Raw genomic sequence first — 15,885 nt, forward strand, 5'->3', positions numbered from 1 at the left:
CGAAGCTACCGGGGCGTCCATGCCGCTCCGGTCATGCGGCGGATCAGCCGAACTGGGCGAGCGCCTCCTCGATGACCGTCGCGGCGTCGTCGATGAGCTCCTCGCTGATGACCACGCTCGGCATGATCCGCAGCACGCTGTCCCAGCTGCCCGCGTCGAGGACGATCACGCCGTTCGTGGTGGCGTGCTTCAGGATCGCCGTGAGCGCCTCCGGGTACTGCTTCTTCGTGCCCGGGTGGACGAGCTCGACGCCCCACATCGCGCCCTTGCCGCGGACCTCGCCCACGACCGCGAAGCGCTCGGCCCAGTCGCCGATCCGCGCCTGCAGCAGGCGCTCGACCCGCTGCGCCTCCTCCAGCAGGCCCTCGGACTCGATCGCCTCGAACGTCGCGAGCGCCGCGGCGGTGGAGACGGGGTTGCCGCCGAACGTGCCGCCGATGCCGCCGGGCTGCACGGCGTCCATGATCTCGGCGCGGCCGGTGACGGCGGCGAGCGGGAAGCCGCCGGCGATGCCCTTGGCCGTCGTGATGAGGTCCGGGACCACGCCGTGGTGCTCGATGGAGTACCAGGTGCCGGTGCGGGCGATGCCGGCCTGGATCTCGTCCGCGACGAAGACGATGCCGTTCTCGGTGCAGAACTCCGACAGGCGGCGGAAGTAGCCCGGCGCCGGGATGATGATGCCGCCGTCGCCCTGGATCGGCTCGACGAAGAGCGCGGCCAGCTCCTGCGCGCCGATGTGGGTGGTGATGTAGTCGATGGTGCGCTCGGCCGCCTCCTCGCCCGTCATGCCCTCGGGGTCGCGGAACGGGTAGCTGATCGGGAGGCTGTAGATCTCGCCCGGGAAGGGGCCCATGCCCGCGCGCTCCGGCCAGGGGCGGTAGGTCATCGCCATCGTGAGGTTGGTGCGGCCGTGGAAGGCGTGGTCGAGCGTCGCGATGGCGCGGCGGCCGGTGAACTTCCGCGCGATCTTGACGGCGTTCTCGACCGCCTCCGCGCCGGAGTTGACCAGGATCGAGTGCTTCTCGAAGTCCCCGGGGGTGATCTCGGCGAGCTTCTCGGCGACCCGGACGTAGTTCTCGTACGGAGTGACGGTGAAGAGGGTGTGCGTCAGCTTCTCGGCCTGCGCGGCGGCCGCCGCGGCGACCGCGGGGTGCGCGTGGCCGATGGTGGTCACTCCGATGCCGCAGCCGAGGTCGATCAGGCGGTTGCCGTCGACGTCGACCAGGACCGCGCCCGACGCGTGGTCCATGTAGATGTTCGCGAGCGTCCCGGCGCCGCGGGAGACGCTGGCGACGCGGCGCTCCTGGAGGGCGACGGAGCGCGGGCCGGGGAGCTCGGTGACGAGCTCTCGGGACTGGGGGACCGAGAATTCACGCATGCCCCGATGGTAGGCCTGGGACCGTTCGAGGACCCGCACCCAGCGCGTTGCGAGGCGCGCCGTGCAGGATGGAGGCGATCCCCGAACGTCCACCGGCCGCCGCCGGTCACGAAAGGTGCCCCTGTGCGCAGAACCCTCGCGATCCTCGCCGTCCTCGGCGCCTCCCTGAGCCTGGCGGCCTGCACCCCTGGGGAGCCGGATGCAGCGCCGTCCGCCTCCACCACCCCGCTCGGCTGCGCGACCGAGGGCGAGGCGACCGCCGCGGTGCAGACCAGCGGCGACTTCGCCACCAAGCCGGTCACCGTGTTCCCCAGCCCGGTCAGCGTGGACGCCACCGAGCGCTCCGTCGCGATCGAGGGCACCGGCGAGGAGGTCGCCGAGGGCGACACCGTGCTGGTCGACTACACGCTCTACAACGGGACGAGCGGTGCCGAGTTCTCGGCGAGCAGCTACGCGTCCGGTGGCCGTGCGGCCTTCGAAGTCGACACCGACCAGTACCTCGCCGGCCTCGTGAAGGCCGTCAACTGCGCGACCGTCGGCTCGCGCGTCGTCGCCGTCGTTCCCCCGGCCGACGCGTTCGGCGACGCCGGGCAGAGCCAGTTCGGCATCGCCGCGACCGACTCGATCGTCATGGTGATCGACGTCGAGCAGATCGTGCCGACCGCCGCCGACGGCGAGCCGCAGCCCCCGGTCGACGGCCTGCCGACGGTGGCGCTCGCCGAGGACGGGGCGCCCACCGTCACCATCCCGTCGACCGACCCGCCCGCCGACCTGCAGCTCGCCGTCCTCAAGAAGGGGAGCGGCACGACCGTGGCCGACGGCGACCAGCTGATCGTGCAGTACCAGGGCGTGGTCTGGGGCACCGGCGAGGTGTTCGACCAGAGCTGGGGGAAGCCCGCTCCCGCCGCCTTCGGCACCGGCGACGTGATCGAGGGCTTCAAGGAGGCCGTGGTCGGCCAGACCGTCGGCTCGCAGGTGCTCGTCACCATCCCGCCGTCGAAGGGCTACGGCGACCAGGGCAACCAGAACGCGGGGATCAGCGGGACCGACACCCTCGTCTTCGTGGTCGACATCCTCGCCATCAGCTGACCGGGAGGCGCTGGGTGCTCCGTGCCAGGATGGGCGGATGCGCAGGGTCATCATCCTCGGCTCGACCGGGTCCATCGGCACGCAGGCTCTCGACGTCATCGGCGCGAACCGCGAGCGGTTCGAGGTCGTCGGCCTCGCCGCCGGCTCGAACCGGACGGCCGTCGCCGAGCAGGCGTCCGCGTTCGGCGTCGAGCACACGGCGTTCGGCGCGGAGGAGGCCGAGCAGCTGATCCGCTCGGTCGATGCGGACGTCGTGCTGAACGGGATCACCGGCTCGGTGGGGCTCGGCCCGACGCTCGCGGCGCTCGAGGAGGGCAGGACGCTCGCCCTCGCCAACAAGGAGTCGCTGATCGTCGGCGGCGAGCTCGTCACCTCGCTCGCCGGTCCCGGCCAGATCGTGCCGGTCGACTCCGAGCACTCCGCGATCGCCCAGGCCCTCCTCGCGGGCGAGCACCGCGAGGTCCGCCGCCTCGTGCTGACCGCGTCCGGCGGGCCGTTCCGGGGACGCGACCGCGCCTCCCTCCGCGACGTCACTCCGGCGCAGGCGCTCGCACACCCGACCTGGGACATGGGCCTGGTCGTCACGACCAACTCCTCCACTCTGGTCAACAAGGGGCTCGAGGTGATCGAGGCGCACCTGCTCTTCGACGTCCCCTACGACCGGATCGACGTCACCGTGCACCCGCAGTCGGTGATCCACTCGATGGTCGAGTACGTCGACGGCTCGACGATCGCCCAGGCCTCGCCGCCGGACATGCGGCTCCCGATCTCGCTCGGCCTCGACTGGCCGCACCGCGTCGCCGGGGTCGGCGTCCCGCTCGACTGGACCCGCTCCCACTCCTGGACGTTCGAGCCGCTGGACGAGGAGGCGTTCCCCTCGGTCCGGCTCGCGAAGCGCGTCGGGGAGGCGGGCGCCTCCTACCCGGCCGTGTTCAACGCGGCGAACGAGCAGGCCGTGCAGGCGTTCCACGCCGGGCGGATCGGCTACCTCGACATCCTCGAGACGGTGGAGGCGGTGGTCGACGCGCACAGCGTCGACGGCGCGCTGACCCGCGAGTCGCTGGCCGCGGCGGAGGACTGGGCGCGCCGCACGGCGGACGAGCGGATCGCCGGAGTCTGACCAGGGGTCATCCGGACGGGCTCCGTCTCCGCGGATCCGTGTCGGCGGACGTCGCGCCGCTGATCCGCTCGGCCGCGGAGTTCATCGGATCCGTGCAGGCGCACCCCAGCGTGGACGGGCGGGCCCGGCCTACAGTGTGTCGGTGGAATCCGTGCTGCTCTTCGTCCTCGGCGTCGTCATCATCGCCGTCGGCGTCGCCCTCTCCATCGCCCTGCACGAGGTCGGGCACCTCCTCCCCGCCAAGCTGTTCGGGGTCAAGGTCACGCAGTACATGATCGGGTTCGGGCCGACCCTCTTCTCCCGGCGCCGCGGCGAGACGGAGTACGGCGTCAAGGCGATCCCGCTCGGCGGCTACATCGCCATGATCGGCATGTACCCGCCGAAGCACCCGGGGGACCGGCCCACGGAGTCGAGCACCGGCTTCTTCAACGGCCTGGCGTCCTCCGAGGCCCAGCTCGAGGAGCCCCGGCGCGGCGCCTACGCCACGATGATCGACGAGGCCCGCGCCGCCAGCGCCGAGACGATCGGCGACGGCGAGGACCACCGCGCGTTCTACCGGCTCCCCGTGTGGAAGCGCGTGATCGTCATGGCCGGCGGCCCCTTCATGAACCTCGTGATCGCCACGGTCCTCTTCACCGTCCTCCTCTGCGGCATCGGGATCCCGCAGAGCACCAGCACCCTCGCCGCGGTCTCGCAGTGCGTGGTCCCGGAGTCGCAGCGCGCGACCGCGACCTGCACCGCCGACGACCCGCTGGCACCCGGAGCCGCGGCCGGCCTGCTGCCGGGCGACACGATCACGGCGATCGACGGCACTCCGGTGAGCACCTGGAACGACCTGACCCCGATCATCCAGCGCTCCGCGGGCGTCCCGCTCAGCGTGTCCGTCCAGCGCGACGGCGCCCCGCTGACCCTCACGATCACCCCCGCCGAGAACGAGGTCGCGGTGACCGACGCGAACGGCGCCCCCGTCACCGACGCCTCCGGTGCGATCGAGACGCAGACGGTCGGCTTCATCGGCATCTCGCCCACATCGGCCCTCGCGCAGCAGCCGATCACCGCGGTGCCCGAGACGGTCTGGTCGAACATCACCAGCGTCGCCCACGTCATCCTCAACCTGCCGCAGCGCCTCATCGACGTCGCCCAGGCGGCGTTCGGCTCGGAGGCGCGCGACGCCAACGGCCCGATCAGCGTCGTCGGAGTCGGCCGGATCGCGGGCGAGATCGCCGCCTCCGACCAGCTCCCCGTCGTGTCGAAGGTGCAGACGATGGTCGGCGTCCTCGCCTCGCTCAACGTCGCCCTCCTCGTCTTCAACCTGGTGCCGCTGCTCCCCATGGACGGCGGCCACATCGCCGGCGCCCTCTGGGAGGGCCTGCGCCGCCGGATCGCCAAGCTCTTCGGACGCCGCGACCCCGGCCCCGTCGACATCGCCCGCCTGCTCCCGCTCACCTACGTCGTCGTCCTCGTCCTCGGCGGCATGAGCGCCCTCCTCATCTACGCCGACATCGTCAAGCCGATCACGCTGTTCTGAGTTGGATTCCACGCCGGGCCTCGCCCGGCGTGGCGCGGTCGGCTTCTCGGGGTGGGGGCGTGGGTGGAGCGGGGTGCGAACGGCTAGGGCGAATCGCTGGGACGCGATTCACCCGTTCGCCTCGAGGGTGGGAGGGCGGTCGCTGACCGGCGTGGCGCGGTCCGCTCTGTGAAGCGAGCGGGCTGGCAGCGTCTGCGGTGAATCGCTCGGACGGGATCGGCGGTTCGGCTCGGGGTGCGGCGACCGCGGATCGTCGTGCGGTCTCGGGCTGAGAGCAGGTGCGGTGGACGGGTTCCGAGGCGCGCAGGAGGGGCGGCGGCTGGGAAGGTGCGGCGAGCGGACGAGGGGTCCCGCGGCGCGCGTACGATGGGGCGCGTGCCAGCAGTGAATCTGGGTCTTCCCAAGGTCCCCATGACCCTCGCCCCCCGCCGCAAGTCCCGCCAGATCAAGGTGGGCAAGGTGCTCGTGGGCGGTGACGCGCAGGTCAGCGTCCAGTCGATGTGCACCACACCGACGACGAACATCAACGCGACCCTCCAGCAGATCGCCGAGCTCACCGCGTCCGGCTGCGACATCGTCCGCGTCGCGGTGCCGAGCCGCGACGACGCGGAGGCGCTGCCGATCATCGCCAAGAAGAGCCAGATCCCGGTCATCGCCGACATCCACTTCCAGCCCAACTACGTCTACGCCGCGATCGACGCCGGCTGCGCCGCGGTCCGCGTGAACCCCGGCAACATCCGCAAGTTCGACGACCAGGTCGGCAAGATCGCCGCCGCCGCGAAGGCCGCCGGCGTCTCGATCCGCATCGGCGTCAACGCCGGCTCGCTCGAGCCGAGCATCCTGCAGAAGTACGGCAAGCCCACCCCCGAGGCCCTCGTCGAGAGCGCCGTCTGGGAGGCCAGCCTCTTCGAGGAGCACGACTTCCACGACTTCAAGATCTCGGTCAAGCACAACGACCCCGTCGTCATGGTGAAGGCCTACCGCCAGCTCGCCGAGCGCGGCGACTGGCCCCTCCACCTCGGCGTCACCGAGGCCGGCCCCGAGTTCCAGGGGACGATCAAGTCCGCCACCGCCTTCGGCATCCTCCTCGGCGAGGGCATCGGCGACACCATCCGCGTGTCCCTCTCGGCCCCGCCCGCGCAGGAGGTCAAGGTCGGCCTGCAGATCCTCCAGTCGCTGAACCTCCGCGAGCGCAAGCTCGAGATCGTCTCCTGCCCCAGCTGCGGCCGCGCGCAGGTCGACGTCTACACGCTCGCCAACGACGTCACCGCCGGCCTCGAGGGCATGAGCGTCCCGCTGCGCGTCGCCGTCATGGGCTGCGTCGTCAACGGACCCGGCGAGGCCCGCGAGGCCGACCTGGGCGTCGCCTCCGGCAACGGCAAGGGCCAGATCTTCGTCAAGGGCGAGGTCATCAAGACCGTCCCCGAGGCCGAGATCGTCCAGACCCTCATCGAGGAGGCCAACCGCCTGGCCGCCGAGATGCCGGCCGACGACACCTCGACCGGAGCCCCGGTCGTCACCGTCGGCGCGAACTGACGGCGCGGGGCGGATCGACGTGGTCCGCCCCGCACTGCGCCTCGCGCTCGTGGTCGTCGCCGCCGCGCTCCTCGCCTCCGGTGTCGCCGCGCTCCGCAGCGGCCCGTCCTCCGAGGCCGGCGAGTGCATCGACAGCCGCAGCCCGCAGGACCCCTTCGGCTGCGACCGCTGGGTGCTGACCGCGGCCGAGGGGGAGACCCCGTACACGGCCTGGGTCGAGGACGCCCGCGTCCGCCTCCGCTCCGAGAGCGTCGGGGGTGCGCCGACCCTGGTCGTCGGCACCGGCTGCCTCGTGGTCAGCGCCGCCTACCGGATCGACGACGGCGTGCTGATCCCCGGCGACGAGGTGACCGGATCCGACACCTGCTCCGACACGCCGAGCCCCGAGGCCATCCGGCTCCGGGCGCTCCTCTCCGGCCCGATGACGATCGGCGGCACCCCCGATGACGTGCTGCTGGACGGCACGGGCGGAGCGGTCGTCTTCTCGCGGATCCCCGACTGAGGCTCCCGGCGCCCTCGCGAGCCGGGGGAGCGCAGCGGATAGGATCGTCCCTCGTGGTCACCCGTCTCTCGCATCTGTTCGTCCGCACGCTCCGGGAGGATCCCGCCGACGCCGAGGTCGCGGGCCACCGCCTCCTCGTCCGCGCGGGCTACATCCGCCGTCAGGCGCCCGGCGTCTTCGCCTGGCTGCCGCTGGGACTGCGCGTCAAGCGCCGCATCGAGCGGATCATCCACGAGGAGATGGAGGCCGCCGGCGCCCAGGAGGTGCACTTCCCCGCGCTCCTGCCCCGCGAGCCCTACGAGCTCTCGGGGCGCTGGACCGAGTACGGCGACGGCGTGTTCCGCCTGAAGGACCGCAAGGACGCCGACTACATGCTGGCTCCCACGCACGAGGAGTTCTTCACGCTGCTCGTGAAGGACCTCTACTCCTCCTACAAGGACCTGCCCCTGTCGATCTACCAGATCCAGGACAAGTACCGGGACGAGGCGCGGCCCCGCGCGGGCCTCCTGCGCGGCCGCGAGTTCACGATGAAGGACGCGTACTCCTTCGACTACACCGACGCCGGCCTCGACGCGAGCTACCAGCGCCAGCGCGACGCCTACGAGCGGATCTTCGCCCGCCTGGGCCTGGAGTACGTGATCGTGCAGGCCGACGCCGGAGCGATGGGCGGCTCCCGGAGCGAGGAGTTCCTGCACCCCACCCCCGTCGGCGAGGACACCTTCGTCCGGTCGGCGGGAGGGTACGCGGCGAACGTCGAGGCGTACCGCACGCCCGTCCCCGCGGCGCTGCCCGTCGAGGGCCTGCCCGAGGCGCGCGTCTTCGACTCGCCCGACACCCCGACCATCCAGACCCTGGTCGACCTGGCGAACGCGACGCAGCCCCGCCCCGACGGCCGCGCCTGGACCGCCGCCGACACCCTGAAGAACGTCGTCCTCGCGCTCACCGCGCTCGACGGCACCCGCGAGCTCGTGATCGTCGGCCTGCCCGGCGACCGCGACGTCGACCTCAAGCGCGCCGAAGTGGCCTTCGCCCCGGCCGAGGTCGAGGCCGCCACCGCGGAGGACTTCGCGAAGCACCCCGGACTGGTCAAGGGCTACATCGGACCCTGGTCGGCCGAGGGAGCCGTCCTGGGCGAGGAGTCGGCGACCGGCGTCCGCTACCTGCTCGACCCGCGCGTGGTCGACGGCACCGCCTGGATCACCGGGGCCAACGTCTCCGGGCAGCACGTCCTCGACCTGGTCGCCGGCCGCGACTTCCACGGCGACGCCACCGTCGAGGTCGCGGACGTCCGCACCGGCGACGAGGCGCCCGACGGCTCGGGCCCGATCGAGACCGCCCGCGGCATGGAGATCGGCCACGTCTTCCAGCTCGGCCGCAAGTACGCCGACGTCCTCGGGCTGAAGGTGCTCGACGAGAACGGGAAGCTCGTCACCGTCACGATGGGCTCCTACGGCATCGGCGTGACCCGCATCCTCGCCATCATCGCCGAGGCCACCCACGACGACCGAGGACTGCTCTGGCCCGCGAACGTCGCGCCGTTCGACGTGCACGTCATCGCGACCGGCAAGGACGCGGCGGCTCTCGAGCTCGCCGAGTCGGTCGGCGCCTCCCTCGAGGCCGCCGGCCGCGACGTGCTGATCGACGACCGCCCGAAGGTCTCGCCCGGCGTCAAGTTCGGCGACGCCGAGCTGATCGGGGTGCCCGTGATCGTCATCGCGGGCCGAGGAGCGGCCGACGGGATCGTCGAGCTGTGGGACCGCCGGTCCGGCGAGCGCGAGCAGCTCCCGGTCGCCGAGGCGCTCGCCCGGCTGGGCGCCTAGACCCGACACGCCGAGGGCCCCGCCACCGCTTCCCGTGGCAGGCGGGGCCCTCCGTGCGTCGGCAGGATCCGCGGGTGGAACCCCGGGCCGCGTCGGGTACCCTTGAGGGCTGATCCGGGTGAGAGCCCGGCAGGCGAACGACCGCGGTCACCACCGCGGCATCCAAGTGAATAGAGAGAAAGGCCCGCCCGTGGACATCGACCTGAGCGTTCTGCGACTCATGGAGCGCGAGCGCGAGATCCCCTTCGAGGAACTCGTGCAGATCATCGAGCAGGCGATCCTGACCGCCTACCTCAAGCACATCGGCCAGGCCGACGACGCCGACAAGGCCACCGCCGTCGACGCGCGCGTGCACCTCGACCGCAAGACCGGTCACGTCTCGGTCTTCGTGCCCGAGCTCGACGAGGAGGGCGCCGTCGTGGGCGAGGCCGAGGACTCCCCGCGCGACTTCGGCCGCATCGCCGCCTTCGCCGCGAAGCAGGTCATCAACCAGCGCCTGCGCGACATCGCCGACGAGCACGTGCTCGGCGAGTTCAAGGGCCGCGAGGGCGACATCGTCGCCGGCGTCATCCAGCAGGGCCCCAACCCGCGGATGATCCACGTCGACCTCGGCTCCATCGAGGCGATCCTCTCGCCCGAGGAGCAGGTGCCCGGCGAGGACTACAGCCACGGACGCCGCATCCGCGTCTACGTCACGAGCGTCGGCCGCGGACCCAAGGGCCCGTCGGTCCAGGTGTCCCGCACCCACCCGTCGCTGGTGCGCAAGCTGTTCGCCCTCGAGGTCCCCGAGATCGCGTCCGGCGTGGTGGAGATCGTCTCCCTCGCCCGCGAGGCCGGCCACCGCACCAAGATCGCGGTGCGCGCGACCGAGCCCGGCGTGAACGCCAAGGGCGCCTGCATCGGCGAGCTCGGCCAGCGCGTGCGCGCGGTGACCGCCGAGCTCAACAACGAGAAGATCGACATCGTCGACTACTCCTCCGACCTGCCGACCTTCGTCGCCAGCGCGCTCTCGCCCGCCAAGGTGACCAGCGCGTTCGTGATCGACCAGAGCCTCAAGGCCGTCCGGGCGCTCGTCCCCGACTACCAGCTCTCGCTCGCCATCGGCAAGGAGGGCCAGAACGCCCGCCTCGCCGCCAAGCTGACCGGCGCGAAGATCGACATCCAGCCCGATTCGGTGATGGACGGGGAGTGATCCCCGAGCATCGGCCGTGCGGGGGAGCGGTCCCGGAGGGGAGGGAGTAGAGTGGAAGCCGTCAGAACGTGCGTCGGCTGCCGTCTGCGCGCCCCCCGGGCCTCTCTTCTGAGGCTGGTCCTCCACTCGAACGTCCTCGCGGTAGACCCGCGTGCCGTCCGTCCTGGTCGGGGAGCGTGGCTCCACGACACTGCCGACTGCTACGAGCTCGCGGTCAAGCGCCGCGCGTTCGGAAGAGCGTTCCGGACACGCGAGAGCGTGGACGCGAGCGAGCTGGAGCAGTACATCGCACGATCCGACCGGCTCGGCCCCTCGACCGGAGGGGCCGGAGCAGCGCACGATCACACCATAGAGAACAGGCAGAACGGCCCGTGAACTGATCATGAGCGAAGACTGATGAGCGGCTCGAAATGAGACCCGTCCGTTCGTGACGCCTGCCCCCGTCTTGGGTGCAGGCCCAAGACAGGAGAGAAGTGGCAAAACCACGCGTACACGAGATCGCATCCGAACTGGGTGTCGATAGCAAGGTCGCACTTGCGAAGTTGAAGGAGCTCGGCGAGTTCGTCAAGGGCCCGTCCTCGAGCATCGAACCCCCGGTGGCGCGCAAGCTCCGCCAGGCCCTCCAGGGCCAGGGCGGTTCCTCCGCGGGAGCGTCGGCGACCCCGGCCGCCCCCGCCGCCGGTGCCCGTCCCGGGGCCCCGCGCCCCTCCGGCGCCCGTCCGTCCGCGCCCACGCCCGGCCCGGCCAAGCCGCCCGCTCCGGCGCCCGCACCGCCGATGTCGGTCGCCGAGCGCCAGGCCCAGGCTCAGGCAGCCCAGGAGGCTGCGGCCGCTCAGCGCGCCCAGGCAGCCAAGGACGCGCCCGCCGAGGCCGCCGCTCCGGCTCCGACCGAGGCCCCCGCGGCTCCGGCCGCCGCCGAGAAGCCGGCGTCCGGCGCGACCCCCGGCGGACCCAAGCCCGTGACCCCGCGTCCGGCTCCCGCCGCGAACACCCCGCGCCCCGGCGGCGCCTCGGGCGGCTCCAACCGCCCCGGCGGCACCCCGCGCCCGGGCAACAACCCGTTCGCCAGCAACCAGGGCATGGGACAGCGTCCCGCCGCCCCGCGCCCCGGCAACAACCCCTTCGCCAGCTCGCAGGGCATGGGATCGCGTCCGACCCCGGGCAACATCCCCCGCCCCGCTGCTCCGCGCCCCGGCGCGCCCCGACCCGGCGGACCCGGCATGGGCCAGCGCCCCGCCGGCTTCGGCCAGCGTCCCGGCGGACCCGGCGGCGGAGCAGGACGTCCCGGCGGTGCCGGTCGTCCGGCCGGCGGCGGCTTCCAGCGCCCCGGCGGCGCTCCCGGTGCCGGTGGCGGCTTCGCCCCGCGTCCCGGTGGCGGCGGCGGTCGCGGTCGCGGCCCCGGCGGTGGAACCGCAGGAGCCTTCGGTCGCGGTGGCGGCAAGAGCAAGGCCCGGAAGTCCAAGCGCACGAAGCGTCAGGAGTTCGAGCTCAGGGAGGCCCCGTCGCTCGGCGGCGTCAGCGTCCCCCGCGGCGACGGCAGGACGGTCATCCGTCTGCGCCGCGGCGCGTCGATCTCGGACTTCGCCGACAAGATCGAGGCCATGACCGGCGTGCCGGTGCCCCCCGGCAACCTGGTCACCGTCCTCTTCGCCCTCGGCGAGATGGCGACGGCCACCGAGTCGCTCGACGAGGCCACCTTCGAGGTGCTCGGCTCCGAGCTCGGCTTCAAGATCCAGGTCGTCTCGCCCGAGGACGAGGACAAGGAGCTCCTCGAGGGCTTCGGTCTCGACCTCGAGCAGGAGCTCGACGACGAGACGGACGAGGACCTCGAGATCCGTCCGCCGGTCGTCACCGTCATGGGTCACGTCGACCACGGAAAGACGCGCCTGCTCGACGCGATCCGCAACGCCAACGTCGTCGCCGGCGAGGCGGGCGGCATCACGCAGCACATCGGTGCGTACCAGGTCGTCGCGGAGCACGAGGGCATCGAGCGCCCGATCACCTTCATCGACACCCCGGGTCACGAGGCGTTCACCGCCATGCGAGCCCGCGGTGCCCAGGTCACGGACATCGCGATCCTCGTGGTCGCGGCGGACGACGGCATCATGCCGCAGACCATCGAGGCGCTGAACCACGCCCAGGCGGCCAACGTGCCGATCGTGGTCGCGGTGAACAAGGTGGACAAGCCCGACGCCAACCCGGCCAAGGTGCGCCAGCAGCTCACCGAGTTCGGGCTCGTCGCCGAGGAGTACGGCGGAGACGTCATGTTCGTCGACGTGTCGGCTCGCGCGGGCACCGGCATCCAGGACCTCCTGGACGCCGTGCTGCTCACCGCGGACGCCGGTCTCGACCTGCGCGCCAACCCCAACAAGGAGGCGCGCGGAGTCGCGATCGAGGCGAAGCTCGACAAGGGACGCGGTGCGGTCGCGACCGTGCTCATCCAGTCGGGAACGCTGCGCGTCGGAGACGCGATCGTCGCCGGAACGGCCTACGGCCGCGTCCGTGCGATGGCGGACGAGAACGGCAACGCCGTCCTCGAAGCCGTGCCGTCGCGTCCGGTGCAGGTGCAGGGACTCTCGTCCGTGCCCCGCGCCGGCGACACCTTCCTCGTCACCGAGGAGGACCGCACGGCCCGTCAGATCGCCGAGAAGCGCGAAGCCGCTCAGCGCAACGCCCTGCTGGCCAAGGCCCGCAAGCGCATCTCGCTCGAGGACTTCACCCGTGCTCTCGAGGAGGGCAAGGTCGAGTCGCTCAACCTCATCATCAAGGGCGACGTGTCCGGTGCCGTCGAGGCGCTGGAGGAGTCGCTCGTCAAGATCGAGGTCGACGACTCGGTGCAGCTGCGCATCATCCACCGCGGTGTCGGTGCGATCACGGAGTCGGACGTCAACCTCGCGACGATCGACAACGCGATCATCGTGGGCTTCAACGTCCGCCCCGACCCGAAGGCCCGCGAGCGCGCTGCTCGAGAAGGAGTGGACATCCGCTTCTACTCGGTCATCTACAACGCGATCGAAGAGGTCGAGAACTCGCTCACGGGCATGCTCAAGCCCGAGTTCGAGGAGGTCCAGTCCGGTGTCGCCGAGATCCGCGAGGTGTTCCGCTCCTCCAAGTTCGGCAACATCGCGGGTGTCATCGTCCGCTCCGGCACGATCACCCGCAACTCGAAGGCGCGCGTCATCCGTGACGGCGTCGTGGTCGGGGACAACCTGGCCATCGAGTCGCTGCGTCGCTTCAAGGACGACGTCACGGAGGTCCGTACGGACTACGAGGCCGGTATCGGACTCGGAAAGTACAACGACATCCAGATCGGCGACGAGATCGAGACGATCGAGATGAAGGAGAAGCCGCGAGGCTGATCCGCTCCACTGGAAGGCCCGGGTCCGCCCGGGCCTTCCGGCGTCTCACGGCGCTGTTCGTGCGGGATCGGGAGGGGACTCTCGTCCTCTCGCGCCCTGCGGGAGGAATCGGGGGCCGCCCGTGTCCCGGAGGTGCGCACCCTCCAGAGGGCGCTTCCGCACCTCCGGGCGTGGGAGACCGTCGAAGATCAGGCGCTCCCGTCTCGGTCGGTGCGCCCGCCGAGCGAGCAGCTCGCGAGCAGCGCGCCTGCGGGCGACGTCCGGCTCCCGATCCAGCACCTGAGCCTTCCCACCCCGGTCCCCGAGGATCAGGGAGCCGCGAGAAGGCACCCCACCCGCGCCGTCGCAGACGCGCGGTCGAGGGGCATCACGCCCCAGAAGCAAGGCCCCCTCGGACGCGACCGGTCGTCCGGGCGGAGAGTGGTTGAATGGCGAGCTGAACGGTTCGCCGAGAGAGATGTGAGGACCAGCCATGGCAGATCCGGCCCGGGCGAGGAAGCTCGCCGAACGTATCCAGGTGATCGTCGCGAAGCGGCTCGAGCGCGGTCTCCGCGACCCGCGCCTCGGCTTCGTCACCATCACCGATGTCCAGGTGACCGGCGACCTGCAGCACGCCTCGGTGTTCTACACGGTCTACGGCACCGATGAGGAGCGCGCCGATTCGGCCGCGGCCCTCAAGGCCGCCACCGGGATGCTCCGCACCGAGGTGGGCAGGAACATCACGTCCCGGCTCACGCCGTCGCTCGAGTTCATCCTCGACGCGGTGCCCGAGAACGCGAAGCACATCGAGGATCTGCTCGCCGCCGCGCGCAGCCAGGACTCGCAGGTGCAGTCGCTCGCCGCTCAGGCGGACTACGCCGGCGAGGCCGACCCCTATGTGAAGCCCCGCGAGGACGACGAGGACTAGGCGCCGAGCCCGAACACCGCGGAGCCCGTGGCGACGTCGACCGATTCCAGGACGACGACGACACGGGCTCCCGGCGTGAGCGGGGCCGGGACGTCGACGGTGATCTCCGGGTCGAGCAGCTGGACCGAGGAGCGGGTGCGCGCCGAGGAGACGACGATCCCGCTGAAGGAGGCTCCTTCGCGGCCGCGGAGGACGGCGGCCTCGACGATCGCGGTCGCCGCACGGGAGGCGGCTCCGGCCCGGCGGTCGCTCGCGGCGAGGAGCGGCGGGAGCAGGGGCAGCGCCTCGCGCAGCTGCGACGGGATCGTTCCGCCGCGGGACACCGCGAGGCAGACGGCGAGGCCGAACCGGTCGACCAGGCGCCGCAGCGGCGCGGTGACGTGCGCGTACGGCGCGGCGAGAGCCGCCTGCTCGGGATGCTCCGGCGGGGCGCCGTCGAAGGCGGTGTAGCCGGCGCCGCGGAACAGGCTCGCCGCGGCGTACATGATGGCGAGCTGGGCGGGGTCGGCGGTGTCGAGGCGGCGCAGGTAGGCGCCGTAGGCCTCCTCCTCGGGCCACGGGACGCCGAGCGCCGCGGCTCGGGAGCGGAAGGCCGCGACGGTGGCGGGGTCGGCCTCGGGCATGGTCCGGAGGATGCCCACCCCCGCGTCGAGCATCATCGTCGCCGCCGCCATGCCGGTCAGCAGCGAGACCTGGGCGTTCCAGCCCTCGACGGCCAGGGGAGCGCGGCGCTCGACCCGGTAGCCGCCGTCGGCGGCGACGATCTCCTCCTCGGGCAGCGTCAGGCTCGCTCCTCCGCGCTCGGCCTCGCGCGCCAGGCGCTCGCGTCCGAACCAGGGGAGGAGGGCGAGGGAGGGGTGCGGATCGCCCGCGTCGACGCTGCGCTGCACGCCCTCGTAGTCGAGCCGGGCCACGCTGCGCACGAGCGCCCGCTCGAGGTGCACCGAGCGCGGCTCCGCCCGCTCGTCGAGGGTCAGCGTCCAGACCAGCGCTCGGCGCGTCTCGTCCGGCAGGAGCGACGCGGTCCCCTCGGAGAGGACCGCGGGGTGCAGCGGGACGCGGCCGTCCGGGAGGTAGTAGGTCTGGCCGCGGCGGCGCGTCTCGGCGTCGAGCGCTCCGCCGGTGCGGACGACCGCGGGCACGTCCGCGATGGCGTAGCGGAGGACGACGCCCTCCGACGTGCGCTCCAGGTGCAGGGCCTGGTCCAGGTCGAGCGAGCCGGGCGGGTCGATCGTCACGAAGGGGAGGTCCGTCCGGTCGACGCGGTCCTCGTCGTCCGCTCCGGCGTCCGCGTGCTCGGCCTCGGCCAGCGCGGCCGGCGGGAACGGGCCGGGCATGTCGTTCTCGACGCGGACCGCGGCGAGGGCGCGCTGGACGTCCTGGGCGAGGTCGACGTCGAGGGCGCGCTCGACGGCGGCGTCGGGGCGGGGGAGGCGGAGGCGGCGACCGGTCAC

The 15,885-nt window shown here is 72.3% G+C and carries 12 protein-coding genes; 10 read left to right on the plus strand and 2 right to left on the minus strand.

Features of this window, described 5'->3' with window-relative positions; all coding sequences use genetic code 11:
- Window positions 1-43: 43 nt before the first annotated feature.
- Window positions 44-1,378, minus strand: coding sequence for an aminotransferase class III-fold pyridoxal phosphate-dependent enzyme (locus C5D66_RS01735; protein WP_104223043.1), 1,335 nt, complete (start codon window positions 1,376-1,378; stop codon window positions 44-46).
- 123 nt (window positions 1,379-1,501) lie between these two features.
- Between C5D66_RS01735 and C5D66_RS01740 the strand changes: the two genes are divergently transcribed.
- From C5D66_RS01740 to rbfA, 10 genes are all read left to right on the plus strand, one after another.
- Window positions 1,502-2,467, plus strand: coding sequence for an FKBP-type peptidyl-prolyl cis-trans isomerase (locus tag C5D66_RS01740; protein ID WP_181067882.1), 966 nt, complete (start codon window positions 1,502-1,504; stop codon window positions 2,465-2,467).
- A 37-nt stretch (window positions 2,468-2,504) separates the two neighbouring features.
- Window positions 2,505-3,587 (plus strand): 1-deoxy-D-xylulose-5-phosphate reductoisomerase, encoded by a 1,083-nt coding sequence (locus C5D66_RS01745; RefSeq protein WP_104256707.1) that lies wholly within the window; start codon window positions 2,505-2,507, stop codon window positions 3,585-3,587.
- Window positions 3,588-3,729: 142 nt separating this feature from the next.
- The gene (locus C5D66_RS01750; RefSeq protein WP_258061194.1) at window positions 3,730-5,115 is read left to right on the plus strand and encodes an RIP metalloprotease; all 1,386 of its coding nucleotides are present in this window, start codon (window positions 3,730-3,732) and stop codon (window positions 5,113-5,115) included.
- Between the two features lie 375 nt (window positions 5,116-5,490).
- Window positions 5,491-6,651 carry a flavodoxin-dependent (E)-4-hydroxy-3-methylbut-2-enyl-diphosphate synthase gene (gene ispG / locus C5D66_RS01755; RefSeq protein ID WP_173244694.1) on the plus strand — a complete coding sequence of 387 codons (1,161 nt, stop codon included), beginning with the start codon at window positions 5,491-5,493 and terminating at the stop codon, window positions 6,649-6,651.
- A 19-nt stretch (window positions 6,652-6,670) separates the two neighbouring features.
- Complete coding sequence (locus C5D66_RS01760; protein WP_104225178.1) at window positions 6,671-7,153, plus strand: hypothetical protein; 483 nt, start codon at window positions 6,671-6,673, stop codon at window positions 7,151-7,153.
- Between the two features lie 53 nt (window positions 7,154-7,206).
- Window positions 7,207-8,973 carry a proline--tRNA ligase gene (locus C5D66_RS01765; protein WP_104225179.1) on the plus strand — a complete coding sequence of 589 codons (1,767 nt, stop codon included), beginning with the start codon at window positions 7,207-7,209 and terminating at the stop codon, window positions 8,971-8,973.
- A gap of 190 nt (window positions 8,974-9,163) precedes the next feature.
- On the plus strand, window positions 9,164-10,165 hold the full coding sequence (gene nusA / locus C5D66_RS01770; protein ID WP_104225180.1) for a transcription termination factor NusA: 1,002 nt from the start codon (window positions 9,164-9,166) through the stop codon (window positions 10,163-10,165).
- A 51-nt stretch (window positions 10,166-10,216) separates the two neighbouring features.
- Window positions 10,217-10,540, plus strand: a complete 324-nt coding sequence (locus C5D66_RS01775; protein ID WP_104225593.1) for a YlxR family protein — start codon at window positions 10,217-10,219, stop codon at window positions 10,538-10,540.
- Between the two features lie 98 nt (window positions 10,541-10,638).
- On the plus strand, window positions 10,639-13,524 hold the full coding sequence (gene infB / locus C5D66_RS01780; protein ID WP_104246572.1) for a translation initiation factor IF-2: 2,886 nt from the start codon (window positions 10,639-10,641) through the stop codon (window positions 13,522-13,524).
- A gap of 472 nt (window positions 13,525-13,996) precedes the next feature.
- Window positions 13,997-14,431 (plus strand): 30S ribosome-binding factor RbfA, encoded by a 435-nt coding sequence (rbfA, locus tag C5D66_RS01785; RefSeq protein ID WP_104223052.1) that lies wholly within the window; start codon window positions 13,997-13,999, stop codon window positions 14,429-14,431.
- Here rbfA and C5D66_RS01790 read toward each other — a convergent pair.
- Window positions 14,428-15,885, minus strand: coding sequence for a ribonuclease catalytic domain-containing protein (locus C5D66_RS01790; RefSeq protein ID WP_258063839.1), 1,458 nt, complete (start codon window positions 15,883-15,885; stop codon window positions 14,428-14,430). The genes rbfA and C5D66_RS01790 overlap by 4 nt on opposite strands.

This window comes from Rathayibacter sp. AY1B4 (assembly GCF_002932815.1).
Lineage (GTDB): Bacteria > Actinomycetota > Actinomycetes > Actinomycetales > Microbacteriaceae > Rathayibacter.

What these genes read in the sequence shown, in the direction of transcription:
- C5D66_RS01745 (WP_104256707.1), top strand. Translation starts at nt 2,505, where the DNA reads ATGCGCAGGGTCATCATCCTCGGCTCGACCGGGTCCATCGGCACGCAG.
- C5D66_RS01735 (WP_104223043.1), bottom strand. Translation starts at nt 1,378, where the DNA reads ATGCGTGAATTCTCGGTCCCCCAGTCCCGAGAGCTCGTCACCGAGCTC.
- rbfA (WP_104223052.1), top strand. Translation starts at nt 13,997, where the DNA reads ATGGCAGATCCGGCCCGGGCGAGGAAGCTCGCCGAACGTATCCAGGTG.